This is a genomic window from Streptomyces sp. NPDC056835 (genome assembly GCF_042789485.1).
Classification (GTDB): domain Bacteria; phylum Actinomycetota; class Actinomycetes; order Streptomycetales; family Streptomycetaceae; genus Streptomyces.
The window spans coordinates 194546-218687 of record NZ_JBHUBB010000010.1 but is presented as its reverse complement, the minus strand read 5'-3'; the positions used below and the strand labels follow the sequence as shown (position 1 = coordinate 218687).

Below are 24142 nucleotides of genomic sequence, written 5' to 3'. Positions count from 1 at the left end.
CATTTGTCGGATTCTTCGAGCGGTCCTGTCAGCCTCGGACCCTTCGGTCAGCCCGTGAACGTATCGGGACCGAACAGCTCGTCACCGGACCCCGGGCCGTCCGGCGCCGGGGCGGACAACTCGTCACCGGGGACCTGCGCGGGGTCGTCCGGGCCCGTCAGGATGTCCTCGTCGGACAGCACGAGGTCTCCGCCCCCGCCCGGCTCCGGCTCCACCGGCCCGTCGGGCGGGAGCACCCCGTCGTCCGGCACCAGCGGCGCGTCCCGCGGCTGGTCCGGCACGCCCCGGCCCCGGTCCGGGGTGGACCTGCCCCGCGGGGAATCCCCGGCCGCCGACCCCACGCCCGCGGGGACCTCGGGCATACCGGACCCCGGCGGCCTCACCGCGTCCGGGTCCGTGATGTCGGCCTCCGGCCCGTACCCCGGCGGCACCTGGGGCGGCTTGTCCCGCCGGCCCTCGGTGCCGATCTGCCGTTCGATCCAGCTGTTGGCGGCCAGGTCGACGATGATCAGGCTGGTGACGACCTCGGGGGTGCGGTTGATGACGACGACCCGCTCGGGCAGATACCCCCTCCACTTCTCGCCCCGGTACCGCACGGAACCTTTGGCCGCGACCGGCGGGCGCAGCGGGCTGCCGTCGACGCAGCGCACCCTGGGCACGCCCCGGTTGTCCACCATGACGGCGGTGCCCGCTTGCAGGACGGACTGGAACGCGGTGGCGGACCCCTCGCGGTAGCCGTGGTTCGTCACCCTGATGTCGGGCCGCAGCACCACGGGGGTCAGTCCGCGCAGGAAGTCCGGGACGGACGCCTGGGTGACCCCCGCTCCCTCGGCGAAGGCGCGGGCCTTCGTCCGGTCCTCAGTGAGGAGACGGGTCTGCCGCTCCACCTCGCAACTGGCGGCGGAGCTGCCGCCGTAGAGTCCCGGCGTGGAGCCCGGCAGAGCGCGCGGCGCCCGTGCGGTGCCGCTCGCGCCGCCCCGGGCGTCCGGCGACGGGGGCCGGCCCGCCGGACCGATCAGGGAATCGGGGCTCACGGTGGACCGGGTGAACGGATCGGGACCCGGGGCGGCGGCGGGCTGGAGCAGCAGTTCCTCGGCGCTCGCCACTTCCTTGCCACCCTCGTCCCCGCCACAGCCGGCCGTGATCAGAATCCCCGCGGACAGCGCGGCGAGCGTGACATACCGACGACGGTGGGGTGAGCGCACCAGAATCTCCCGACTCTTCCTCCATGGATGTCCCCTTATGTCTGCCGGATCTCTCTCCACCCCGCAAGCGGGAAGAGAGACGACAGCCTCGGGACTTGAACACGTTCAGGCAGCGGCGTGCGCTCGTCGCGACATATGAACATGTGGGAGTCCGGGCGGTGGCGTGGGACGTCCGTGCTGGTCAGCCGGATGGCGATGCCTGGCACGCCGGCGATCGTCCGCATGGCGCGGTGACCAACGGAGCCGCCGCGGACCGCCGCCGCGACCGGTCCGCCGGCACTACGCCGCCGGTGGCCGGGGGCGTGACGTCACGCTCGTTCAGGGGCGTCATGCGTCGTCCCGCACCCCGGTCGGCGCGGGGTACGGGACGTACGGCGATCCGTCGGTCGATCCGGGGTGTCAGTCGATCCCGGGGAGGATGTGCGGTTCCGCGAGGTCGTCCTCGTAGCCGGCCAGTCTGATCGGAGCCGACCTGGCCCATACTTCGAGATTTCCGAGCTTCTTCTCGGGCCGGCGGTTCCGTTCCACGTACTCCGCCGGACGCTGCTCATGCTTCGTGAGGTCTGGTGTCACCGCGCACTCCTCTGTGTCGCGCAACTCTGGGACCAGGACACGTTTCCGTCGCGGTGGCGCCGTTGTCGGACGGGACCGCGGCCTTGGTAGTGGGCCTGTCCCAGCAGAGCCGTGGGGATGGTGTATCCCCTGCTTGGCCGTCCGTTCGCACCAGCGTAACCATATGAGCGTCAACCCGCTCGATAGGGCTCGCATTCGAGTGAATTTCCGGCCACTCGGCCCATGACCACGGGGCCGGTGGCCACCTGACGGTCGATGAGCCCGTCGGCCGCCCGTGAGCGGTTACCAGTTGGCGGGCGCGTAGTCCTTGAGGAAGCAGCCGTACAGATCCTCGCCACTCTCGCCCCGCACGATCGGGTCGTACACCCGGGCAGCGCCGTCGATCAGGTCCAGCGGGGCGTGGAAGCCCTCGTCGGCCAGGCGCATCTTGTCCGGATGCGGGCGCTCGTCGGTGATCCATCCCGTGTCGACGGCGGTCATCAGGATGCCGTCGGTCTCGAACATCTCCTGCGCGCTGGTACGGGTCAGCATGTTCAGCGCCGCCTTGGCCATGTTGGTGTGCGGATGACCCGCGCCCTTGTAACCGCGGCTGAAGACTCCCTCCATCGCGGAGACGTTCACCACATAGGCACGGGCCGCCTCGGCCGCGGCCATCGCCGGACGCAGCCTGCTGATCAGGATGAAGGGCGCGGTGGAATTGCACAACTGGACTTCGAGCAGCTCGACCGCGTCGACCTCGGAGACTGTCTGGACCCAGCTGTTGGTGTCGTGCAGGTCGGGCACCAGCCCCCCGGCGTCGATCGCCGTGCCCGCCTCGATCCTGGCGAGCGTGGCGGAGCCGCCGACCAACGCGAGCCCGGTGACATCGGAGGCTGTCAGCGCCTCGGCGCCGGCGGCGGGCAGTACGGCCTGGGCCCCGCTGCCGAACGCCCCGATGACCTGGGAGGCGGGGAGTTCACCCGCGGGCAGCGGCGCGGACTCGGCGGCCAGCAGCTCGCTGTACGCCTGCGGGGAGCGGCGTACCGTCTGCGCGGCGTTGTTGATCAGGATGTCCAGCGGGCCTTCGGCGGCGACGGAGTCGGCGAGGGCCACGACCTGCGCCGGGTCCCGCAGATCGATACCGACGATCTTGAGGCGGTGGATCCACTCGTCGCTGTCGGGCATCGCCTTGAAGCGGCGGACGGCGTCACCGGGGAAGCGGGTGGTGATGGTGGTGTGGGCGCCGTCACGCAGCAGCCGCAGCGCGATGTACATCCCGATCTTCGCCCGGCCGCCGGTGAGCAGTGCGCGCCGTCCGGTCAGATCCGTACGGGCGTCACGGCGGGCGCGGTTCTCAGCGGCGCACGCCTGGCAGAGCTGGTGGTAGAAGGCGTCGACCTCGGTGTAGCGGGTCTTGCAGATGTAGCAGGAGCGGGGGCGCTGGAGTACGCCCGCGATCTCGCCGCTGACCGAGGAGGAGGGCAGCAGGCCCTGGGTCTCGTCGTCGATGCGCTCGGCGGAGCCGGTGGCGGTGGCTTCGGTGACGGCCTTGTCGTGGGCGGTCTTGGCGGCCCTGCGCTCCTGGCGGCGGCGCTGCTTGACGGTCCGGTAGATCCCGGCGGTGGCCCGCCGGACCGCGATCGCGTCGGGGTGGTCGACGTCCAGCTTGTCGAGTTCGTCGAGCACGGCCAGGCAGACGGCCATGCGCTCGGGGTCGATACCGGGACCGTACTCCTGGCTTTCGGCGTACACCGGGCTCTCGGCGTACGGCCGGCTGTCGCCGTGCGCCGGGCTGTCCTCTGTCACCGTCATCGCTGTTCGCCGTTCCTCGATCACTCGTACACCGGGGTCACTCGTACGCCGGAGTCCCAGATGGGGCTTTTCGTGGCCATTGCGGCCATCCCCGCAGGTCAGGAGCATACCGACGCGCCGGGGGCCAACAAAATCCCACTATCTTAGCCGGTCCCGACGCTCCGGGACTCACCGGCCGGGACCCGGACCCCGAGGAACCTTGTCGTCCGGCGCAGCCGGAAGCCGAGCGTCTCGTACAGCCGGATGGCGTTCGTGTTGGACGCCGCCGCGTGCAGGAACGGCTGCTCACCGCGGGCGCGGATGGAGTGGGCGACGGCGAGGACGAGGCGGGCCGCCAGGCCCTGGCCCCGGAACGCGGGGTCGGTGCAGACGGCGCTGATCTCCGTCCAGCCCGGCGGGTGCAGCCGCTCCCCCGCCATCGCGACCAGCGCACCTTCGCGGCGGATGCCGAGATAGCCGCCCATCTCGATGGTGCGCGCCAGGAACGGGCCGGGTTGGGTGCGCGCGACCAGGTCGAGGATGTCCGGCACATCGGCGGGAGAGAGGAGTACGGCCTCCTCGTCAGGAGCGGTGGTGACGTCGGTGCCGACGAGCTGCACTCCGTCGGCGCTGAAGGTGATCTCCCAGTGGTCGGGCGGCGGAACCCGGTAGCCCGCGAGCGCCAGGGATCCGCCGGGGCCCGCGAGCGCGGCGGCGTCGGCCCAGTCCGCGGCGTCGGGGGCGTCGGGCACCGCCAGCCACGGCGAGACATCGGGGGGATAGCGCAGCAGCCGGCCGCGACGCTCGGCGAAGTGCGCGTGCGGTCCGGTGAGCGAGGCCAGCGTGGGATGGTCCAGCGGGTGGCCCGGCACGGCCGGGGACGGTTCCTGTGTACGGGGCGAGGGCGGGCGGGACGCGGACGGGCGCGATATGGACCCGGGCATGCCGCTCACGCGCCGGCCTCGATCACGATCTTGCCCTGGACGTGGCCCGCCTCGACCGCGCGCAGCGCCTCGTCCGCGCGCTCCAGCGGGAAGGTCCGGGTCACGAACGGCCGCAGGGCGCCGCTGACCACCAGCTTCGCGACCTCATCGAGGACCGCGGCGGTCCGCTGCCGCACGACCACCGCGCCGCCCAGCTGGGGAACCGTCGCCTTGTCCGCCACGCTGAACAGTTTCGTACGGTCGACAAGCAGCTCGGCCGCGGCCCGCAGGGCGTCGCCGCCTACGAGGTCCAGGACGGCGTCGACACCGTCGGGCGCCACGGCCCGTACGCGCGCGGCGAGGCCGGGCCCCGGCGGTACGTGGACCGCGCCCAGGGACTCGACGAACTCCTTCTTGCCCGCGCTCGCGGTGCCGATGACCCGCACGCCGGACTCACGCGCGAGCTGCACGGCGGCCACGCCCACTCCCCCGCCGGCGCCGGTGATCAGCAGGGTGGCGCCGGGCGGCAGACCGGCCTGGCGCACGGCGTCGTACGCGGTCGCCGCCGCGACCGGCAGTACGGCCGCGTCCGTGAACGACAGCGCGTCCGGCTTGTGCGCGGTGATCCCGACCGGCAGCAGGGTGTACTCCGCGTATCCGCCGGTGAGGGTGGAGCCGAAGACGGCGTCACCGACGGCGAAGCCCTCCACCCCCGGGCCGATCTCCTCGACCACACCGGCCACCTCACTGCCCAGCGTCTCGGGCAGCGAGGCGGGCGCGGAGCCGGGCCGGCGGTAACCGCCGCGCAGCTTCCAGTCCACGGGGTTCACGCCCGCCGCGCGTACGGCCACCAGCAGCTGGCCGGGGCCGGGCCTCGGCGTCGGCCGGTCGACGAAGGTCTCCACCTCCGGACCGCCGTGCTGGGTGAAGACATATGCCTTGGACGTGGCCTTGGGCATCGGGGCTCCTCGCTCTGGCCGGTGGCTTCCGTCGCCGCCCCCGCCAACGTCGGATTCAGCGACAGCAGATTCAAGGTGGATCACCGGTCAGCCTATTCCCGAGGTCACACAGTGTTCATGCGGCCCCGCGCGGGTGAGTCCGGCGCACGAGTCCCGGCGCGCATGAGTCCCGGCCCGCCCCGGATACGGGCGGGCCGGGGGTCGGGGGCGGATCAGGGGGTGGCGCACTCCATCGACGCCGGGTCGGAGGCGTCACGGATCAGCGCGTCGTGCGCCGCCTTGAGCCGTTTGACATCGGGCTTCATCACCTTGCGGTCGTAGGTGAGCAGTCCGTTCAGCTCGCCCTCCACATCGCTGATCTGGGTGTAGACCGCGCCATTGCTCCCCTGACAGGCCAGCTTGCGGACATTGCCGAGCTGGGCCAGGTACTCGTCGGTGTACGCGGCCTGGTCGACGCCCACATAGGTGTGCTGCACCGGCCAGGCGTGGCCGGGCACCGCGAGCCCCAGTCCGCCGTACTCCCCGCTGACCAGCGCCCGTTTCCCGTCGGGCGCCGGCAGTTGCGGGGTCGGATAGCCATGGGCGTCGGCGATGTCGCCGTTGCCGCCGTCGACCGCGCCGCAGCAGTTGACCCCGCTCATGTTGTTGACCAGCCGGGTCGGGTCCCACGCCTTGGCCTGGTCGGCGATCCGCGCCTGGTCGTACTGGCCCCAGCCCTCGTTGAAGGTGACCCACATGACCACCGAGGGGCTGCTGCTGTGCTGGTCGATCATCTTCTTCATCTCGTGCTCGTACTGGGCGCGGGACGCGGCGTTCGGCGTGATCGTGTTCATCGCCGGCATGTCCTGCCAGACCAGCAGCCCGAGCCGGTCCGCCCAGTAGAACCACCGGTCCGGCTCGACCTTGATGTGTTTGCGCACGGAGTTGAAGCCGAGCTTCTTGTGCGTCTTGAGGTCGTACGCGAGTGCTTCGTCGGTCGGCGCGGTGTGCAGCCCGTCGGGCCAGAAGCCCTGGTCCAGTGTGGCCATCAGGAACGTCGGCTTGCCGTTGAGCACCGTACGCGGCACGCCGTCGACCTTCTCGACCGTGAGGGAGCGCATCCCGAAGTAGCTGCCGACCCTGTCCTTACCCGCCGTCACCTCCAGCCGGTAGAGATGGGGATCGTCCGGCGACCACAGGCGCGGATCGCGGACCGGCACGTTCAGCGTGCTTCCGGAGCGGCCGGTGACCGTGCCGACCTTGCGTTCGCCGTCGTACGCGGTGGCCGTGACCGGCACGCCGTCCCGTATCCCGCGTACCTCGACGGCCAGTCGCTCGCCCGCCACATCGGGGGTGAGCTTCAGCGAACCGACGTGGTCGGCGGCGACCGGTTCCATCCAGACGGTCCCCCAGATTCCGGAGGAGGGGGTGTACCAGATGCCGCTCGGGTCCAGGCGCTGCTTGCCGACGGGCGGGTTCTCGCCGTCCGCTGCGTCGGTCGGGTCGTAGACGCCGACGATCAGCTCCTGGGTGCGGCCGGGCTTGAGCGCGTCGGTCACATCGGCGCTGAACCGGTCGTAGCCGCCCTTGTGCTCGGTCACTTTGGTGCCGTTGACGTAGACCTCGGCCTGCCAGTCGACGGCGTCGAAGTTGAGGTTCAGTCGCTTGTCCTGGCCTATCCGCCAGTTCGGCGGCACGGTGAAGGTACGGCGGTACCACATCCGGTCCTCGTGCCGTTCGATCCCGGAGAGCCGCGACTCCACGGGGTACGGGACGAGGATCCGCTCGCTCAGTGTGGTGCCGACCGGCGGGCGCTCGCCCTTCTCGGCGGCGGCGAACTGCCACTGTCCGTTGAGGTTCAGCCAGGCGTCGCGGGTCAGCTGCGGCCGGGGGTACTCGGGGTGCGCGTTCTTGGGGCTCACCTCCTTGGCCCAGGGGGTGGAGAGCTGGTACTCCGAGGTGTTGGGCCCGCTGCTCCAGAAGGCCGCGACCCGCTTGCCCTGTTGGGCGGCGAGGCCGCCCGCGCCGTCGTAGCGCAGATCGGCGGAGCCGCCCTTGCCGACGACCGGTTCCTTGAGGGTGACCAGCAGCCGTCTGGCGTCCTCGGGGTCGCTCTTCACGCTTCCCAGCGGCCAGGCCGCGCCGCCGATGATCGCGCTGAGATGGGAGACGAGACCGGCGGGCGGGGCGGCGAGCTTCTGGACGAAGTCGAGCCGCAGGGTGCGGCCGTCCGGCAGTACGGTGGCGGCGGTGGCGCCGTCGTACGCGAAGCCGTCGGGCAGCCGGAACGCGGACTGGGGCACCGGTCGCTTGCCGCCGCCGGGCTCGGTCCACCTCAGGTGGAGGTTGGAACCTCCGTAGTGCTCGAAGTACTCCACCTTGATGTCGTAGGCCCGGTCCGCGGTGAGTTCGACGGGCGGGGAGGTCTGCTCCTTCTCCCAGTCGTCGACCCAGTGGTCGATGGTGAGCCGGCCGTCGATCCAGAGCCGGAATCCGTTGTCGCCGATCATCGAGAAGGTGTGCGCGCCGGTGGTGGCCGGAACGATTTTCCCGGTCCAGCGCACGGTGACATCGTCGGCCTGCCCGGTGGCGGCCGTCAGCCGGGGTTCCAGATTGGCGAAGTCGATGGTCGGGTCGAACGCGGTGGCCTTGAGTTCATGGAAGTCGAAGGCTCCGGGGGCGGACTGGGTGTAGTACTCGCCCTTGAGACCGTGGGCCTCGGCCGTGTCGTCGGCGGCCGACGCCGCCGGGACCGCGGCGAGTCCCCCGAAGCCCAGCACTGCGGCGAGCAAGAGAGCCAGTTTTCTTCGGATGCGCACATGTCCTCCACTGAGGTAGCGGCTCGTCGTGGGGCTCTGTACAACGTTAGAAGGAACGGCAGTTGGCATGACAGCATGCCGTTCCGCCCGCTGTCCAGGGTCAGGACAGAGCACGGCCGGTTCCGTAAGGGTGTATAGGCGGGGACCGCCCCTCCCCGACCTCGCCAAAGGGAGATGGGCGCGCCGCGCCCCTTCCTCGCACACCGTCGCGATGGACGACGCACGACGGGCTTGCTCGGGGCAGGACCGACAGCCGTGACATGCGCCGGCCCCGCCCCTTCCGTGCTCCGCGCGGGGGAACGGGGGAGCACGGAGTCCGTGTGCGGCTACTCCCGGACCAACCGCATGACCACGGCCGCGACGAGAGCGACGAGAGCGGCTATCAGCAGCCATACACCCACACAGCATCTGGCGATCGTCGTATACGCGTCCATGGCCCGCCTCACGGCGCCTCCGGCCGAGGATCGTCGGGGTGGACGGAGACGTAGAGGGCGACCAGCTGATGCGGGAGAGATCCGCCGGCGCTGACGAAGTACCCGTTCAAGTTTGCCCAGTCCCGAACCCGGTGGCTCCAGTCAGCCCGCTGCTGACGCACAGACTTGGGTCCCGCATCGTCACATGTCCGCTCGATCAGAGCCTCCATGTCGCCCATGGCCGCCCCACACCCCTCCGCGGGGGCAGTGCGCCACACGGTCCTCTGCGTGGCTACGAAGGTCCGGTGGGTCGGGTGCCGCCCCGTATGTGTGATCGCCCAGACCTCAGGCCCGACCCGCGAGCCGACTGCCGGGTCCGCCGACTCCTCACACGTCTCACACTGCGCGTCGTAGACGATCCGATGCTTCGCGCCGCGATCTGGGTCGGACGCCAGCAGCCACCGGACGGACCGGAGGAGAACCCTAGTCATTACGCGTCCCTCCGTCCTTCCGGTGGAGGGGGCAACCGCACTTGGGGAACCGTGATGTCTCATCAGGCTTCCCCGCCGGTTTCACCGTGTGGAGAGGCTTGACGGTGGTTCGCTCCCCGGTGGTGGCGTTGGCCTGGTAGACACGCATCCACATCACGAGTCCGCCCGCTCTCTGGCCCGTCGCCAGGACCGCCGGAGCCTCGCGGCCTCGTCGCAGTCCACACCGAGGGCCCGACAAGGGACGCAACTCTGCGCATGGGTGAGGAAAGCGGTGTACGAGCGCTGGACGCCACCCTCTATAAGTCGCGCGTGCGTCAGCACGGGTCCCGTCAACTCAAGTTTCGCGTCCGCCCTTTGGGGGTTAATGTTCTCCATGTCGTCGCTCCTCGCAGCGTCGGCCAAGTCCCGGGTCGTTCACGCGACGCCGGGACGCCTTTACTCAAGCTACGAAGGCGGGATGCCTTGTGTCTGTGGCACTTTGACTATCTGTCAGGGAAAAGTGACACACGGCGCGCAGCTAGACCTCCAAGTGGATGTCAGCAGCCATCTGGCGCATTTCGGGGGTGAGCGTCCGTCGCCCCTCCACGATGCGCCCCAGTACCGTACGGGCGTACGACTGGTTGGGCAGCCATTCGGGTGATGACGCTTGGATGGCCACTAGTTTGCTGAACGCCTCCGGATACTGGCCGGTCTTCGCGAAGGCGTCGGAGACGTCGAGGAAGTGCCTGTTCCTGTTGTTGCTCGTCGGTCGAAGGCCCGTCGCAGGGATCGTGTCAGCGAGCCGCAGTACCACATCGGGCCGGTCCACTACGGACGCGTTTTCCGCCCTTTTCAGGATGACAGTCGTGGGGCCGAACGTTCGCAGGAAGTCACTTTCGGGTGCGTACTCACGTCCGAGGGCCACAGCCGCCGATTTGGCAAACCTCAGCGCGTCCGCAGCCTGCCCTTTCTGTGAATTGCGGACGGCTGCTGCGGACACACGGAGCAGCATCCACCCCCACGTGCTCAGTTCGTCCGGGGTGGCGCGGCTGATTCGCGGTTCGGTCTCATCAGCCCATCGGACTGCAAGGTCGAGTGCTTCGTCCAAGCGGCCCTGGCGAAGGAGAAGCCAGCACTGTGTATTGACGGTAGATGCCGCCTCCAAGCGGTCTGACGCGTCGTCGAGGGCGCGTTGGAGGGCCACCTCTGCCGCTCCGAACTGGCGCGTCTGCACCATGAGCCAGCCGGCCAGTTGCAGAAGTCGCACCCGAACGGCGCGGCCCTCCGGTCCGAGGGCTTCCGCGTCGCGGAGCAAGGGGGGCAACACAGCGGCGAGTTCCGCGAACCTGTCCTTCTCAAAGAACGGAGTACTGGCGGATAGCGCGCTTCGCACCCCCTCGACGGTCGGCATTTCGTCGTTCAACTCGGGCTCGACCGGGGGGTGCTCAAGCGCGCGTCGTACATCCGCCCACCGCTCCTCGGTGCCTTCTACGGGCCCTTCCTCATTTGAGCCACCGGCTAGGCGCATGGTGGGAACCCGAAGCGACGAAGCAAGCTTGCGCAGCGTCTCAAGTCGGGCGCTCTCGCGCTCCCCTTGCTCAAGCTTCCTGATGGTCGACAGCGAAACGCCCGACGCTCGCGACAGCTCAGCCTGACTCAGTCCACGTCGCTTCCGAATGTCCTTGAGGCTCTTGCCTGTCTCGCTCATACCACGAGGGTACGGCCATCGCCCCTCCCCCAACACAAAGAAGCCCCCGGATCTCACGGATGAGATACAGGGACTCCCTTGCGCCACTGATCCGTCTGATCACCAACGTTCCGACGCTTCATATGCGCAACATGTCAATGCCGTACTTGTGCCGCACCTATCCGGACGTGAGAAGCTCCTCGTACACCGCGTACGTACGGCGGGCCACCTGGTCCCAGCCGAACTCCCGCACCGCGCGCCGCCGGCCCGCCGTCCCCATCCGGGCCGCCGACTCCGGATCGTCGAGCACGCGGTTGAGCGCTTCGGTGAGACCGGACTCGAAGGCCTCCGGGTGGCGTTCGTCGTACGGCACGAGCAGGCCCGTACCCCCGTCGTCCACGACCTCGGGGATGCCGCCCACCGCCGAGGCGACCACGGCCGTGCCACACGCCATCGCCTCCAGATTGACGATGCCGAGCGGCTCGTACACCGAGGGGCAGGCGAACACCGCCGCGTGGGTGAGGAGTTGGATCACCTCGGGACGCGGCAGCATCTCCGGGATCCAGAACACCCCGTCGCGGGTCCGCCCCAGCTCCTCGACCAGCTCATGGAACTCGGCGCCGATCTCGGGAGTGTCCGGGGCGCCCGCGCACAGCACCAGCTGGGCGCCGGGATCGAGGGCGCGGGCGGCGCGCAGCAGATGCGGGACGCCCTTCTGGCGGGTGATACGGCCGACGAAGAGCACGAAGGGGCGGTCGGGGTCGATCCCGATCCGGTCCAGTACGGCGGTCCCCGGGTCAGGACGGTAGAGCCGGGTGTCGATGCCGTTGTGGATGACCCGCACCCTGTCCGGGTCGAGCGAGGGATAGCCGGCGAGGATGTCCTCACGCATGCCCCGGGAGACGGCGATGACGGCGTCCGCGCCCTCGACGGCCGTGCGCTCGGCCCAGCTGGAGAGGGCGTAACCACCGCCGAGCTGCTCGGCCTTCCACGGACGCAGCGGCTCCAGGGAGTGTGCTGTCATCACATGCGGGATGCCGTACAGCAGCTTGGCGACATGGCCGGCGAGATTGGCGTACCAGGTGTGGGAGTGGACCAAGTCGCGGCCCTCCAGCGCGGCGGCCATCGCCAGATCCACCGAGAAGGTGCGCAGGGCGTCATTCGCTCCGTCGAGTCCGGCGGCAGCCCGGTGGCGTACCACCCCGGCCGCCGGCGCCGCGTCGTCGCCGCCCCAGCAGTGCACTTCCAGCTCGGTCAGGGAGCGCAACTCCCGTGCCAGGAACTCCACATGGACGCCGGCACCGCCGGGGACATCCGGCGGATACTCGCGGGTGAGCAGCCCGAGTCTCACGCCATCCCCCCGTTCTCGCCCGGCGATCGCAGCCCTGTCATGGTCACCCGGAAACCGTTCGCGCGGAAGACCGCCGGGGCGGCCGGTCGAAGACGCAGTCCCCGCACAGTCCGCCCGACGGGCACCGGTAGTAGAGACAGCAGCTGCGCCGGCGGAACGATCCGGCCACGGCGCCGCCCGTGCCGCGCAGGTCCGGATGGGCGAAGAGGTCGGCCGCCAGCTCCCCGGCCCGTTCCGCCACCTCCGGCCGCCTGGTTCCCTCTCCCCACACGGTCAGTTCCCGTACGGCTCCGGCCAGCGCGGAACCCGCGTTTCCCCACAACAGCCGGGGCGAGATCCGGCCATCGCGCCGCAGGGCCTCGGCGAGCGGGACGAGATGGCCGTACTGCACCGTCTCGCGCACGGCCTCGGCGGTGCCGGGCAGCGCGCGCGGGCCGGTCAGCACGAGATCGTCCGGGGAGGTCGTCCCCGGATCCCAGTGGAGCCGGTCCGGGTCCAGATCGGGGACCACATCCGCGAGGACGGCGCTGCCGAGCGCGATCGACCAGAGCCGGGCCGCGAGGCCGAGCTGTGCCACGGAGGCGCCGATCCTGCGCTCGGGTGCGCGCAGCCGGGCCGCGACCCTGTCGACGCGGGCCGTCAGCGGGGCGAGGTCGCCCGCGTACACCCGGGCCAGCGGGACATGCCGGGCGGCGGGTGGTCCCGCGCGCAGGGCGAAGAACCCGCCCACGTCGGCGATCCGCGCCAGGACGGGCCCCAGGTCGACCGGCCCGCTCCGGTCCGTACCGTCCACCCGGTCCGTACCGCCCCCTCGGTCCATCCCGTCCACCCCATCCATAGGACTACCTCCGGCCTCACTGTGTACTACGACAGCAGTACGCCGAAATGACCTCTCCAGGACGACGCCGAAATCACGCCGACAAGAGATCGTGACTCCATGAGTGCACTCGCGCTGTCCGTGCTGCTGTCCCTGGTGTCGGCGGTCGCCTATGCCGCCGGGGCGATTCTCCAGGAACGCGTCGCGACGGACACCGCCGACCGGCCGTACGCACCCCTGCACCACGGGGTCTGGTGGGCCGCCGTGGCCCTGAACGGCCTGGGCGCGGTGCTGCATGTCGTCGCGCTGGCGTACGGGCCGCTCAGCCTGGTCCAGCCGCTCGGTGCGCTCACCATCGTCTTCGCGCTGCCGATGGCGGCGCTCTTCGTCGGCCGCAGGGCCGGGCACACCGCCTGGCGGGGCGCGATCATGGCGTCCGTGGGGCTGGCCGGACTGCTGGCGCTGACCGACGGCGCCGATTCCCGGTCGCCGGCCGGCGAGGAGCGGCTGACGCTGGCCGCGGGCACGGTCGGCGTCGTGGGGCTGCTCTTCCTGGTCGCGCGGGTGGTGGGGCGCCCGGTCGTACGGAGCATGCTGCTGGCGGGCGCGGCCGGTGCCGCGTTCGGGATCGCCTCGGTCTTCACCAAGACCGTCGCCGTGGACTGGACCTCGGAGGAGCCGACCGTACAGGCGCCGAGCCTGGTGGTGATCGCGGTCCTCGCGGCCTGCGGGCTGCTGCTGTCGCAGGCCGCCTACCGGGGCGCCGGGCTCGCCGCGCCGCTGGCCGCGGTGACCGTGGTCAACCCGGTGGTGGCCGCGGCCGTGGGACTCACCCTGTTCGAGGAGCAGTTCAGGTACGACGTGCTCGGTACGGTGCTGGCGCTGGGCTCGGGTGTGGTCGCGGCGGGCGGGCTGATCCTGCTCACCACCGAGCGTCTCGCCCCGCCCCCGTCAGATCCTGACGCCGAGCGCCCGCAGGTAGGCGAGGGGGTCGATGTCGGAGCCGTACCCCGGCCCCGTACGCATCTCGAAGTGGAGATGCGGTCCGGTGCTGTTGCCGGTGGATCCTGACCGCGCGATCCGCTGGCCGCTGCCGACCTGCTGGCCCTCGCGCACATTGAGCGCGGAGAGATGCGCGTACTGGCTGTACTTGCCGTCCGCGTGCCGGATGACGACCTGGTAGCCGTACGACCCCTCCCAGCCGGCCGAGACCACGTGCCCGGCTGCGACGGCCTTCACCGACGTGCCGGTGGGGACCGGGAAGTCCACCCCCGTGTGGTAGCCGCTGGCCCAGGAGCCGGACTGGCGGTACTGCGTGCCGGTGGAGGCGGAGACCGGGGCGCTGGCCGCGACCGTCCTGGGCTTCTCGGCGCGGACGGGCGCCTTGGCCTGCTCGCGCTCCTCGGTCTCCTTCGGCTTCTCCGCCTGCTTGGGCTTCTCGGCTTCCTTCGGCTTCTCCGCCTGCTTCGACGCGGCGGGCTTGGGCTGGGCTACGGGCTTCTCGGTCTGCTTCGGCTTCTCGGCCGGGGCGGGCTTCGCCTCGGGCTGAGCGGGGGCGTTGCCCTTCGGCGGCGCCAGGACGTGCAGGACGAGCTTCTGGCCCGGGAAGATCAGATCCGGGTCGCTGCCGATGAGCCGGCGGTTCTCCTCGTACAGCCGCTGCCAGCCGCCCTTGACCGACTCGTCGACGGCGATCTCGGAGAGCGAGTCGCCACGGGCGACGGTGTAGCCCTCGCGCTGCGTCGGCACGGAGGTGGGCGACGCCTTCTCGCGTGTGACCGGCGCGCTCTTCGCCCGGATCGGGCCGCTGGTCCCCTGGGTCGCCGTACGGGGCGCGTTCGCCGCGTCACGGGCCTGGTCCGGCGTGATGTCCGGCGCGTCGCCGCCCCGGGTCAGTCCGGCGCGGACCGAGCAGGCGGGCCAGGCCCCGGGGCCCTGCCCCTTGAGCACCTTCTCCGCGACGGCGATCTGCTGGTCCCTGGTCGCGAGGTCGGCGCGCGGGGCGTAACTCCCGCCGCCGTACGCCTCCCAGGTGGACTGGGTGAACTGGAGCCCGCCGAAGAGGCCGTTACCGGTGTTGATCTGCCAGTTGCTGGTCGACTCGCAGGCCGCGACCTTCTCCCAGACATCGACCGAGGCCGCGTGGGCCGTACCCGCGGCGATGAACGGCAGCGCCATCCCCGCGCCACCGGCCGTGACAGTCAGGGACGCGCGGTTGATACGGCTCGGCTGGTATCGGCGGTGCCGACCGGTTGCGACCATGGCTGGGCTCCCCCACTGGCTGTAGGACACGTCACAAGCGGCCAACCTAGGGGCTTGGCACAGACCATGACAAGACCTCAGCTACTCCCCGGCCACCGCTGAGTACTCAGCGTGCCACCCCGGACCCGACCGCGTCTCAAGGAGCCGCATATTGGCGGCCGTTGACATGGCGGCCGGGGTCCGGGGAATCTGTGCGAGGGGAGCTGGAGAGCGCTCTCCCACCGCACGAAGGGGGCAGGCATGGACGGGACGGGCATGACCGACGACGAGATCGGCCATCTGCTGGAGAAGCTGGATCTCGGACAGAAGGTGCGTCTGCTCACGGGCGCGAGCACCTGGCGTACGCACGCCGAACCGGCCATCGGGCTGCGGGCGATCACCTTCTCCGACGGGCCGGCGGGGGTACGGGGCGAAGCCTGGGACGAGCGGGACACCTCGCTCGTCCTGCCCTCCCCCACCGCGCTCGCCGCCGCCTGGGACGACGAACTGGTCGCCGAACTGGGCGGACTGCTCGCCGCGGAGGCCCGGCGCAAGGGCGTCGACGTCCTGCTCGCGCCCACCCTCAATCTGCACCGGTCACCGCTGGGCGGGCGGCACTTCGAGTGCTTCTCCGAGGACCCGCTGCTGACGGGGCGCACCGGCGCCGCGCTGATCGGCGGCGTCCAGTCCGGTGGAGTCGCGGCCACCGCCAAGCACTTCGTCGCCAACGACGCGGAGACCGACCGGCTCACCGTGGATGTGCGGGTGGACGAACAGACGCTGCGCGAGGTCTATCTCGCCCCCTTCGAGGCCGCCGTGGACGCCGGTGTCTGGGCCGTGATGTCCGCGTACAACCAGGTCAACGGGGTCACGATGGCGGCGGCGCCGCAGCTGGCCCGGCCGCTCAAGAGTGAGTGGGGCTTCGACGGTCCCGTCGTCTCCGACTGGGGCGCCGTGCGCTCCCTGCTCGACACGGCCCGCGCCGCGCAGGATCTGGCGATGCCGGGGCCCGGCGGTCCGTGGGCCGACGGGCTGCGCGCCGCCGTGGAGCAGGGGCTCGTCCCGATGGAACGGATCGATGACAAGGTACGCCGACTGCTGCGGCTGGCCGACCGGGTGGGCGCGCTGGGTGCCCCTGCCCGGGTACGGCGGCCGACGGCCCGGCCGGCCGCCGCGCCCGAGCCCCCTTCCCGCGCGTTGCTGCGCCGGGCGGTCGCCGCCGGCGCCGTCCTGCTGCGCAACGACGGGGAGTTGCTGCCCCTCGACCCCGCGCGGCTGCGCTCCGTCGCGGTGATCGGGGCGCATGCCGCGGCGGTACGGATCCAGGGCGGCGGCAGCGCGGAGGTGTTCCCCGCCTCGCTGGTCTCCCCGCTGGACGGCATCCGGGCGGCCCTGGCCGGGGCCGCCGAGGTGACGTATGCCCCCGGCCTTCCCCCGAGCGCGCTGCCCCGGCCGCTGGACCCGGCACGGACCGGCGCGCCGTCCACCCACGATCCGGTCAGTGGCGAACCGGGCGTGCTGGTGAGGCTGTTGGACGCGGACGGCGCCGAACTCCACGCGGAACACCGGCTGTCCGGCCGGATCGTGGAACCGGCCAGGGTGCCGGGCGCGGAGACCGTGGAGATCCGGGCCCTCATCCGGCCGCGCGAGGAAGGCGAGTGGACGCTCGCGGTCGGCGGCTGGGGACCGCTCTCCCTCTCCGTCGCGGGGCGGACCCTGCTGTCCGGCACCTTCCCGCCGGACTCCGACGATCCGACCCGGGTCCATGTCGCCCCGCCGTACCGGTGCGTACGTACCGCGCTGGCCGCCGGGGAAGAGGTGGAGGTGGTCGCCAGGCGCGGTCTCGCCGCCGGCACCGGAGTGGCGACGATCCTGGCCGCCGCCCCGCCCCCGGGCGACGCCGCTACGGCGCTCGCCTCGGCCGTCGCCGCGGCCCGGGACGCGGACGCCGCCGTGGTCGTCGTGGGCACCACCGAGGAGAGCGAGTCGGAGGGCCGCGACCGTGACACGCTCGCACTGCCCGACGGCCAGGACGAGTTGGTACGGGCCGTCGTCCGCGCCAATCCCCGTACGGTCGTGATCCTCAACGCGGGCGGCCCCGTCGCCCTCCCCTGGCGCGCCGAGGTGCCCGCGCTGCTGCTCGCCTGGTTCCCGGGGCAGGAGGCCGGGGACGGGCTGGCCGACGTCCTGTTCGGCCACGCCGAGCCCGGCGGCCGGCTGCCCACCACCTGGGCGGCGGCCGAGGAGGACGTGCCCGTACTGCGCACCCGCCCGGAGGGGGGTCAACTCCACTACACCGAGGGCCCGTACATCGGCTACCGCGCCTGGCTGCGCTCGGGCGTCTCTCCCGCCCACTGGTTCGGGCACGGCCTGGGCTACACCAGTTGGTCGTACGGAGCGATGGAGGCACCGTCCGAGGTGATCGCGGGCGAGCCGTTCGATGTACGGATACGGCTGCGCAACACGGGCCGCAGACGGGGCCGCGAGGTGGTCCAGCTCTATCTGGCCGGGCCCTCGCCCGCGAGCGGGCCACCGGCGCGGCGGCTCGTCGGATACGCGGCGGTCGTCGCGGACCCGGGCGAGGAAGTCGTCGCGGTGGTACGGGTGGAGGGCCGGGCGACGGAGCGCTGGTCGGCGAAGCGCCAGTGCCGGGAGACCGTACCGGGCGAGCTGCTGCTGCGCGGTGGCCGGTCGGCCGGAGACCTGCCGCTCAGCGCGGTGATCACGGCGTCCGCGCCTCCGGGGCGATCACCGGGGGCGGCCACGGAGAGCGCTCTCCGCTGATGCTATAAATGGGTGCATGACGGAAGACCCGAGACCGGCCGGTTCACCCACGCTGGAGGATGTGGCGCGAGCCGCCGGCGTCTCCCGGGCCACGGTCTCACGGGTCGTCAACGGGGTCCGCAATGTCGACCCGGTGATACAGGAGTCCGTACGGCAGGCGGTGGCCGCGACCGGCTACACCCCCAACCGCGCGGCCCGCTCCCTGGTCACCCGTCGTACGGACGCGATCGCCCTGGTGGTCTCGGGCGCGGGGGACGACCCGGCTCCGGAGGACGAGGCCACCGACCCGTACCCCGCCGACCCGTATCCCGCCGGACCGACGGGCGGCGATGGCGGCGCGCGCCGCGCCGATGAGCCCGACGGCGGGGCCGGACCCTCCTTCACCGCCCAGGTCTTCGCCGACCCGTTCTTCGGCCGGGTGGTGACGGGGGTCGTCAACTACCTCCGGCCGCGCGGGATGTATCCGGTCCTGATGTTCGCCGAGACCTCGCGCGCCCGCGACGAGGTCGTCGCCTATCTCCGTCAGGGCAGCGCCGACGGCGCCCTGGTGGTGTCGACCCATGCCGACGATCCGCTGCCCGCCCTGATCACGGACGCCGGGCTGCCCGCCGTTCTGTACGCGCGCCCCTCCCGGCCCACCCGGATCAGTTATGTCGATCTCGCCCATCAGGACGGCGCGCGGCTCGCCGCCGACCATCTGCTGGCGCGCGGCTGCCGCCGGATCGCCACGATCACCGGACCGCTGGACGTGCCCGCGGGACAGGACAGGCTGGCGGGTTTCCGCGACACGATGGCGCGCGCCGGGCAGCCGTACCTCCCCCTCGCCGAGGGCCGGTTCACCCAGGAGAGCGGTGAGGCGGCCATGGCCCGGCTGCTGGCCGAATACCCGGATGTGGACGGTGTGTTCGCGGCGAACGACCTGATGGCGGTGGGTGCCTGCCATGTACTGCGGGAGCACGGCAGACGGGTGCCCGAGGATGTGGCGGTGATCGGGTTCGACGACAGCAGCGCCGCCGCCGCCTGCCGGCCGCCGCTGACCACCGTCCGGCAGCCCGTGGAGGAGATGGCGGCGGAGATGGCCCGGCTGCTGCTCGACCGGCTCGCCGGGTCGGACCGCGCGGTCACGTCGGTGATCTTCGAGCCTTCGCTGGTGGTACGCGGATCGGCCTGAGGTCACGCGTACGCGCCCTGGGGATCCGGCTCGGTGCTGGTTGGGCTCCGGGCCGGTTCAGCTCCGGGCGGCGCACATCATGGGAGCTCGCCCGATGTGGCGGACGTCGTGGAAGCCGAGGAAGAGGAAGAGGGAGAGGAAGAGGGAGCGGAGGAAGTGGACGCGCGCCGCCAGCGCCGCGGCGCCGCCGCCCCGCCCGGCTCCACCGGACCCGCCTGAACGGGAACGCTCGGGCGGCTCCCGCCCCGTGCGAGGAACGCGGCGAGCGGCAGCGTCGCCGCGCCGACCGTGACCGCGTCGGGACCCAGTTCGCCCAGCTCGATCGTGGTACGCGCCGCCGCGTGGCCGAGCGCGTACTGCTCCGCGTGGCGCCGGATCGCGGGCAGCAGACGCGGGCCGACGAGCAGCCCCGCCCAGCCGCCGAGCAGGATGCGCTCGGGCAGGAACAGGTTGATCAGATCGCCGATGGCCGCGCCCAGACATTCCGCGGTGTCGTCCAGGAGCGAGACGGCCAGCGGGTCGGGCGGGGGCCCGTCGGGTCCGGGGAAGGCCGCGACCAGCAGGGCGGCGAGCGCGGTCTCGTCGTCCGCGTCCTCGGGGAGCGAACCGCCCGCCTCGTACCAGCGTTCGCGCAGCGCCTCCGCTCCGGCGTACGCCTCCAGACAGCCGATGGAGCCGCAGCGGCAGCGACGGCCGCGCATCCGCACGGTGGTGTGGCCCCATTCGAGGGCGCTGCTCCGGCCGCTCTCCTCGATCAGGGCGCCGCCATGGATGACGCTCGCGCCGATGCCGGAGCCGATGAGCGCGATGGCGGCGGTGCCCGCGCCCCGGCCGCCGCCGAACCACATCTCCGCCTGGCCAAGGGTCTTGGCGCCGTTGTCGATGAACAGCGGAACCACGGAGGGGACTTCGAGGACGGCGCGGAGCAACTTCTCGAAGGGCACCGCGTGCCAGCCGATGGTGGGGCCGTGGACCGTGGCTCCGGCCGGGCCGCCGCGTTCGATGATGCCGGGCACTCCGATGCCGATGCCGAGCAGCCGCTCCGGGTCGGCCCCGGCGTCGCGCAGCACATCGGAGACGCCGATACGGACGTGGTTCACGATGCGTTCGACGTCGTAGCCATGCCGGGCGGGGCCTGGGGCCTTTCGATTGGATCCTGCCGGGCTCGCGTGCTCCGGCACCGCGCCTCGCCACGTTGTCGTCAGTCGCCGACGCTCCGCGTCGGCTCCCTCCTCCGCCTCGCGATCCACGGCACCGGAGCCCGCTCCCTGATCCGGCCCGATCCAAGCGAAAGGCCCGAGCAGCCGGTCGGTGCGGGCCAGTTCGGTGAGCGACAGATCGAACAGCTCGACGCGGACGCGGGTCTCGCCGATGTCGATGCCGATGAGCAGACCGCCACTGGGGGCGACCCGCAGCAGGGTACGGGGACGGCCGCCGTCCGAATCGACCACCCCGGCTTCTTCCAGAAGGCCCTCGGCCGCCAGTTCCGCAACGACGTTGCTGATGGATCCTGAACTCAGTCCGGTGGCGGGTCCGAGCTCCTGACGGCTCAGCGGGCCGTCGAAATACAACCGTTGCACAACCCGGGCACGGTTCCCCCTGCGCAGGTCACGCACCGTCCGTCTGTTGCGTTCCGCCATGTCGCTCCTTCCCTTGACGCAACATACCCCGGTCACAGACCTTGACGCGACCTTCGCTCACCTCTTAAATCACGTCATAAATTAAGTCATGGAGGCCGTTCGACTCTCGAACGCAGCCATCCCCGGAAAGGGGCCACCTCTCATGCGCAAAGCCAGAGCCGCAGCAGCCATCGCCCTCGCCAGTGCCCTCACCGCCGTCGCCGGATGCGGCGGAGGCTCCTCGTCGGGCGGTGGCAGCAACGAGTCACCGAAGACCCTCACCTACTGGGCGTCCAACCAGGGGCCCAGCATCGAGGCGGACAAGAAGATACTCACCCCCGAACTGGAGAAGTTCGAGAAGGAAACCGGGATCAAGGTCAAGCTGGAGGTGGTCCCCTGGGCCGACCTGCTCAACCGGATCCTCGCCGCCACCACCTCGGGACAGGGCCCCGACGTGCTGAACATCGGCAACACCTGGTCGGCCTCGCTCCAGGCCACCGGCGCGCTGCTGCCGTGGGACCAGAAGAACTTCGACGCGATCGGCGGCCGGGACCGGTTCGTCGACTCGGCGGTCGCCTCGACGGGCGCGGAGGGTCAGGATCCCGCCGCCGTGCCGCTCTACTCGCTGGCGTACGCGCTCTATTACAACAAGAAGATGTTCGCCGACGCCGGGATCTCGCAGCCGCCGGCCACCTGGGACCAGTTGGTCGCGGACGGCAAGAAGATCTCCAAGGACGGCAAATGGGCGCTCGGCGCCGAGGGCTCCAACCTCTCGAACAACATCCACCAGGTCTTCGCCCTCGGTAAGCAGCACGGAGCCGACTTCTTCGACAAGGCGGGCAAGCCGACCTTCACCTCCGACGGCGCCGTCGCCGCCGTGAAGCAGTACGTCGACTTCATGGCCAAGGACAAGATCATCGCCCCGGGCAACGCGGAGTACGCCCAGAACCAGTCCCTTCAGGACTTCGCCAAGGGCAAGACGGCCATGGTCCTGTGGCAGGCCGCGGCCACGACCTTCGCCTCCCAGGGCATGAAGCCCGAGGACTGGGGCGTGGCGCCCGTACCGGTCGCGTCCGGTACCCCCGGCACCGGCCAGAACCTCAACTCCATGGTCGCCGGCATCAATATCGCGGTGTTCAACAACACCAAGAACATCGACGGCGCCAAGAAGTTCGTGAAGTTCATGACGAGCGACGCCGAGCAGAAGCTGCTCAACAAGACCTTCGGCGCGGTCCCGCCCGTCAAGGCCGCGCAGCAGGACCCGGCGTTCTCCGCCCCGGACGTGAAGGTCCTGCGCGACACGCTGGCCACCAGCGCCGCGCCGCTTCCCCAGGTCGCGAACGAGTCGCAGTTCGAGACGACCGTCGGTACGGCCGTCAAGGGGCTGTTCGCCGACGCCGCGGCGGGCAAGCCGGTGACCACCGAATCCGTCAAGGCGGCCCTGACCAAGGCCCAGCAGCAGATGACGCAGTGAGGCTCTCCCGATGACCGCCACCGTGACACCCAGCAGTGGGCACAAGGCGGGCGATACGGAGAAGACGGACAGCGGGGGTGCGCGCGGACGACGTCTGCCGCGCATCCCCGACCGGATCCGTCAGGGCGGTCTGCCCTATCTCCTGCTGCTGCCCGCCGTCGTGCTCGAACTGCTCATCCACCTCATCCCGATGGTGATCGGGATCTGGGTGAGCTTCCGGCAGCTCACCCAGTTCTTCATCCGGAACTGGGGCAACTCCCCCTTCGCCGGCCTCGACAACTACAAGATCGCCATCGACTTCGACGCCCCGATCGGTCAGGCGCTGCTTCACTCGTTCCTGGTGACCTGCGCCTTCACCGTGCTCTCGGTCGGGCTGTCCTGGCTGTTCGGTGTGACGGCGGCGATCATGCTCCAGGAGAACTTCCGCGGCCGGAGCGTACTGCGGACGATCTTCCTCGTCCCGTACGCCCTGCCCGTGTACGCGGCGGTGATCACCTGGGCGTTCATGTTCCAGCACGACAACGGCATCATCAATCACGTCCTGTACGACCAGCTCGGCCTCACCGACAAACCGTCGTTCTGGCTGATCGGCAACAACAGCTTCGTCGCGCTGGTCGTCGTCTCGCTCTGGAAGTCCTGGCCCTTCGCGTTCCTGATGCTGATGGCCGCCCTCCAGAACATCCCGCGTGATCTCTACGAGGCCGCCTCCATCGACGGAGCGGGCGTCTGGCAGCAGATCCGGAAGATCACACTGCCGTCGCTGCGCCCGGTCAACCAGGTGCTGGTGCTCGTGCTGTTCCTGTGGACGTTCAACGACTTCAACACGCCGTATGTGCTCTTCGGCAAGTCGGCGCCGGAAGCGGCGGATCTGATCTCGATCCATATCTACCAGTCGTCGTTCGTCACCTGGAATTTCGGTTCCGGATCGGCGATGTCCGTCCTGCTGCTGCTCTTCCTGCTGCTGGTCACGGCGGTCTATCTGTTCCTCACCTCACGGGGAAGGAAGGGCTCGGATGTCTAGGCCCAGGTCTCCCATCGCACCGCCGCGGTCGTTCATCTGGACGCGTCGCGTCGTTCTGACGGCGCTGGCGGCCTTCGCGCTGCTGCCCGTCTATGTGATGGTCAGCAGCTCGCTCAAGCCGCTCCAGGATGTCTCGGGTAAATTCCAGTGGTTCCCGACAAACCTCACGATCCGCCCGTACTTCGACATCTGGAAGACCGTCCCGCTCGCCAAGTACTTCGTGAACTCGCTGATCGTGGCGGGTTCGGCGACCGTACTGTCCGTGGTGATCGCGGTGTTCGCCGCGTACGCGGTGAGCCGCTACCGTTTCCGCGGCAAGCGCGTCTTCACCGTCACGGTGCTCTCCACCCAGATGTTCCCCGGCATCCTCTTCCTGCTCCCGCTGTTCCTGATCTTCGTGAACATCGGGAACAGCACGGGCGTCGAGCTGTACGGCTCGCGCGGCGGACTGATCCTCACCTATCTGACGTTCTCGCTGCCGTTCTCCATCTGGATGCTGATCGGATACTTCGACTCCATCCCGAGGGAGCTCGACGAGGCCGCGATGGTGGACGGCTGCGGACCCATCCGGGCCCTGTTCCGGGTGGTGGTGCCCGCCGCGGTCCCCGGGATCGTCGCCGTCGCCGTCTACGCGTTCATGACGGCGTGGGGCGAAGTCCTCTTCGCCTCCGTCATGACCAACGACACCACCAGGACCCTCGCCGTCGGTCTCCAGGGCTACGCCACACAGAACGACGTCTACTGGAACCAGATCATGGCCGCTTCGCTGGTCGTCAGCGTGCCGGTGGTCGTCGGGTTCCTTCTTCTCCAGCGCTACCTCGTCGCCGGCCTGACCGCGGGCGCCGTGAAGTGAATCCTCCAGAAAG

At 70.6% G+C, this 24142-nt stretch carries 17 protein-coding genes; 6 read left to right on the top strand and 11 right to left on the bottom strand.

The features are described 5' to 3' along the window. Window positions 1-47 precede the first annotated feature (47 nt). The 9 genes from ACFRMN_RS14165 to ACFRMN_RS14125 form a co-directional block, all read right to left on the bottom strand. Window positions 48-1205, bottom strand: a complete 1158-nt coding sequence (locus tag ACFRMN_RS14165) for a DUF6777 domain-containing protein (RefSeq protein WP_383018340.1) — start codon at window positions 1203-1205, stop codon at window positions 48-50. 399 nt (window positions 1206-1604) lie between these two features. Continuing rightward, the gene (locus ACFRMN_RS14160) at window positions 1605-1778 is read right to left on the bottom strand and encodes a hypothetical protein (RefSeq protein WP_383018337.1); all 174 of its coding nucleotides are present in this window, start codon (window positions 1776-1778) and stop codon (window positions 1605-1607) included. 282 nt (window positions 1779-2060) lie between these two features. Next, a complete protein-coding gene (locus tag ACFRMN_RS14155) occupies window positions 2061-3569 on the bottom strand; it encodes an SDR family NAD(P)-dependent oxidoreductase (RefSeq protein ID WP_383018334.1) in 1509 nt (502 codons plus the stop codon). 143 nt (window positions 3570-3712) lie between these two features. After that, the gene (locus ACFRMN_RS14150; protein ID WP_383018331.1) at window positions 3713-4492 is read right to left on the bottom strand and encodes a GNAT family N-acetyltransferase; all 780 of its coding nucleotides are present in this window, start codon (window positions 4490-4492) and stop codon (window positions 3713-3715) included. Window positions 4493-4497: 5 nt separating this feature from the next. Further along, window positions 4498-5430, bottom strand: coding sequence for an NADP-dependent oxidoreductase (locus ACFRMN_RS14145; protein WP_383018328.1), 933 nt, complete (start codon window positions 5428-5430; stop codon window positions 4498-4500). A 212-nt stretch (window positions 5431-5642) separates the two neighbouring features. Beyond that, on the bottom strand, window positions 5643-8297 hold the full coding sequence (locus tag ACFRMN_RS14140; protein ID WP_383018325.1) for a PA14 domain-containing protein: 2655 nt from the start codon (window positions 8295-8297) through the stop codon (window positions 5643-5645). A 1352-nt stretch (window positions 8298-9649) separates the two neighbouring features. Then, window positions 9650-10819: a helix-turn-helix domain-containing protein gene (locus ACFRMN_RS14135; RefSeq protein WP_383018322.1), complete on the bottom strand. Its 1170-nt coding sequence runs from the start codon at window positions 10817-10819 to the stop codon at window positions 9650-9652. 157 nt (window positions 10820-10976) lie between these two features. After that, a complete protein-coding gene (gene glgA / locus ACFRMN_RS14130) occupies window positions 10977-12149 on the bottom strand; it encodes a glycogen synthase (RefSeq protein WP_383018320.1) in 1173 nt (390 codons plus the stop codon). 43 nt (window positions 12150-12192) lie between these two features. Continuing rightward, window positions 12193-12969, bottom strand: a complete 777-nt coding sequence (locus ACFRMN_RS14125) for a (2Fe-2S)-binding protein (protein ID WP_383018317.1) — start codon at window positions 12967-12969, stop codon at window positions 12193-12195. Window positions 12970-13086: 117 nt separating this feature from the next. On the opposite strand from ACFRMN_RS14125, the gene ACFRMN_RS14120 reads away from it, so the two are divergent. Beyond that, a complete protein-coding gene (locus ACFRMN_RS14120; protein WP_383018314.1) occupies window positions 13087-14037 on the top strand; it encodes a DMT family transporter in 951 nt (316 codons plus the stop codon). Here the strand turns inward: ACFRMN_RS14120 and ACFRMN_RS14115 are convergent. Then, window positions 13918-15228 (bottom strand): transglycosylase family protein, encoded by a 1311-nt coding sequence (locus tag ACFRMN_RS14115; RefSeq protein WP_383018311.1) that lies wholly within the window; start codon window positions 15226-15228, stop codon window positions 13918-13920. The genes ACFRMN_RS14120 and ACFRMN_RS14115 overlap by 120 nt on opposite strands. A gap of 240 nt (window positions 15229-15468) precedes the next feature. On the opposite strand from ACFRMN_RS14115, the gene ACFRMN_RS14110 reads away from it, so the two are divergent. Then, window positions 15469-17991 carry a glycoside hydrolase family 3 C-terminal domain-containing protein gene (locus ACFRMN_RS14110; RefSeq protein ID WP_383018308.1) on the top strand — a complete coding sequence of 841 codons (2523 nt, stop codon included), beginning with the start codon at window positions 15469-15471 and terminating at the stop codon, window positions 17989-17991. A 16-nt stretch (window positions 17992-18007) separates the two neighbouring features. After that, on the top strand, window positions 18008-19162 hold the full coding sequence (locus tag ACFRMN_RS14105; protein WP_383018306.1) for a LacI family DNA-binding transcriptional regulator: 1155 nt from the start codon (window positions 18008-18010) through the stop codon (window positions 19160-19162). A gap of 77 nt (window positions 19163-19239) precedes the next feature. On the opposite strand, the gene ACFRMN_RS14100 is transcribed toward ACFRMN_RS14105, so the two are convergent. Beyond that, on the bottom strand, window positions 19240-20802 hold the full coding sequence (locus ACFRMN_RS14100) for an ROK family protein (protein ID WP_383018303.1): 1563 nt from the start codon (window positions 20800-20802) through the stop codon (window positions 19240-19242). Between the two features lie 142 nt (window positions 20803-20944). Between ACFRMN_RS14100 and ACFRMN_RS14095 the strand changes: the two genes are divergently transcribed. From ACFRMN_RS14095 to ACFRMN_RS14085, 3 genes are read left to right on the top strand one after another with little or no spacing between them, the layout of a single operon-like run. Next, window positions 20945-22255: an ABC transporter substrate-binding protein gene (locus ACFRMN_RS14095; RefSeq protein ID WP_383018300.1), complete on the top strand. Its 1311-nt coding sequence runs from the start codon at window positions 20945-20947 to the stop codon at window positions 22253-22255. 10 nt (window positions 22256-22265) lie between these two features. Next, window positions 22266-23276: a carbohydrate ABC transporter permease gene (locus ACFRMN_RS14090; protein ID WP_383018297.1), complete on the top strand. Its 1011-nt coding sequence runs from the start codon at window positions 22266-22268 to the stop codon at window positions 23274-23276. Then, complete coding sequence (locus tag ACFRMN_RS14085; protein WP_383018294.1) at window positions 23269-24129, top strand: carbohydrate ABC transporter permease; 861 nt, start codon at window positions 23269-23271, stop codon at window positions 24127-24129. Before ACFRMN_RS14090 ends, ACFRMN_RS14085 begins: the two co-directional genes overlap by 8 nt. Window positions 24130-24142 lie beyond the last annotated feature (13 nt).

Bases quoted from the DNA above. Each gene is read 5' to 3' on its own strand.
- ACFRMN_RS14155 (WP_383018334.1), bottom strand. From the start codon at position 3,569: ATGACGGTGACAGAGGACAGCCCGGCGCACGGCGACAGCCGGCCGTAC.
- ACFRMN_RS14150 (WP_383018331.1), bottom strand. From the start codon at position 4,492: ATGCCCGGGTCCATATCGCGCCCGTCCGCGTCCCGCCCGCCCTCGCCC.
- ACFRMN_RS14145 (WP_383018328.1), bottom strand. From the start codon at position 5,430: ATGCCCAAGGCCACGTCCAAGGCATATGTCTTCACCCAGCACGGCGGT.
- ACFRMN_RS14140 (WP_383018325.1), bottom strand. From the start codon at position 8,297: ATGCCAACTGCCGTTCCTTCTAACGTTGTACAGAGCCCCACGACGAGC.
- ACFRMN_RS14135 (WP_383018322.1), bottom strand. From the start codon at position 10,819: ATGAGCGAGACAGGCAAGAGCCTCAAGGACATTCGGAAGCGACGTGGA.
- ACFRMN_RS14125 (WP_383018317.1), bottom strand. From the start codon at position 12,969: ATGGACCGAGGGGGCGGTACGGACCGGGTGGACGGTACGGACCGGAGC.
- ACFRMN_RS14120 (WP_383018314.1), top strand. From the start codon at position 13,087: ATGAGTGCACTCGCGCTGTCCGTGCTGCTGTCCCTGGTGTCGGCGGTC.
- ACFRMN_RS14115 (WP_383018311.1), bottom strand. From the start codon at position 15,228: ATGGTCGCAACCGGTCGGCACCGCCGATACCAGCCGAGCCGTATCAAC.
- ACFRMN_RS14110 (WP_383018308.1), top strand. From the start codon at position 15,469: ATGGACGGGACGGGCATGACCGACGACGAGATCGGCCATCTGCTGGAG.
- ACFRMN_RS14105 (WP_383018306.1), top strand. From the start codon at position 18,008: ATGACGGAAGACCCGAGACCGGCCGGTTCACCCACGCTGGAGGATGTG.
- ACFRMN_RS14100 (WP_383018303.1), bottom strand. From the start codon at position 20,802: ATGGCGGAACGCAACAGACGGACGGTGCGTGACCTGCGCAGGGGGAAC.
- ACFRMN_RS14095 (WP_383018300.1), top strand. From the start codon at position 20,945: ATGCGCAAAGCCAGAGCCGCAGCAGCCATCGCCCTCGCCAGTGCCCTC.
- ACFRMN_RS14090 (WP_383018297.1), top strand. From the start codon at position 22,266: ATGACCGCCACCGTGACACCCAGCAGTGGGCACAAGGCGGGCGATACG.
- ACFRMN_RS14085 (WP_383018294.1), top strand. From the start codon at position 23,269: ATGTCTAGGCCCAGGTCTCCCATCGCACCGCCGCGGTCGTTCATCTGG.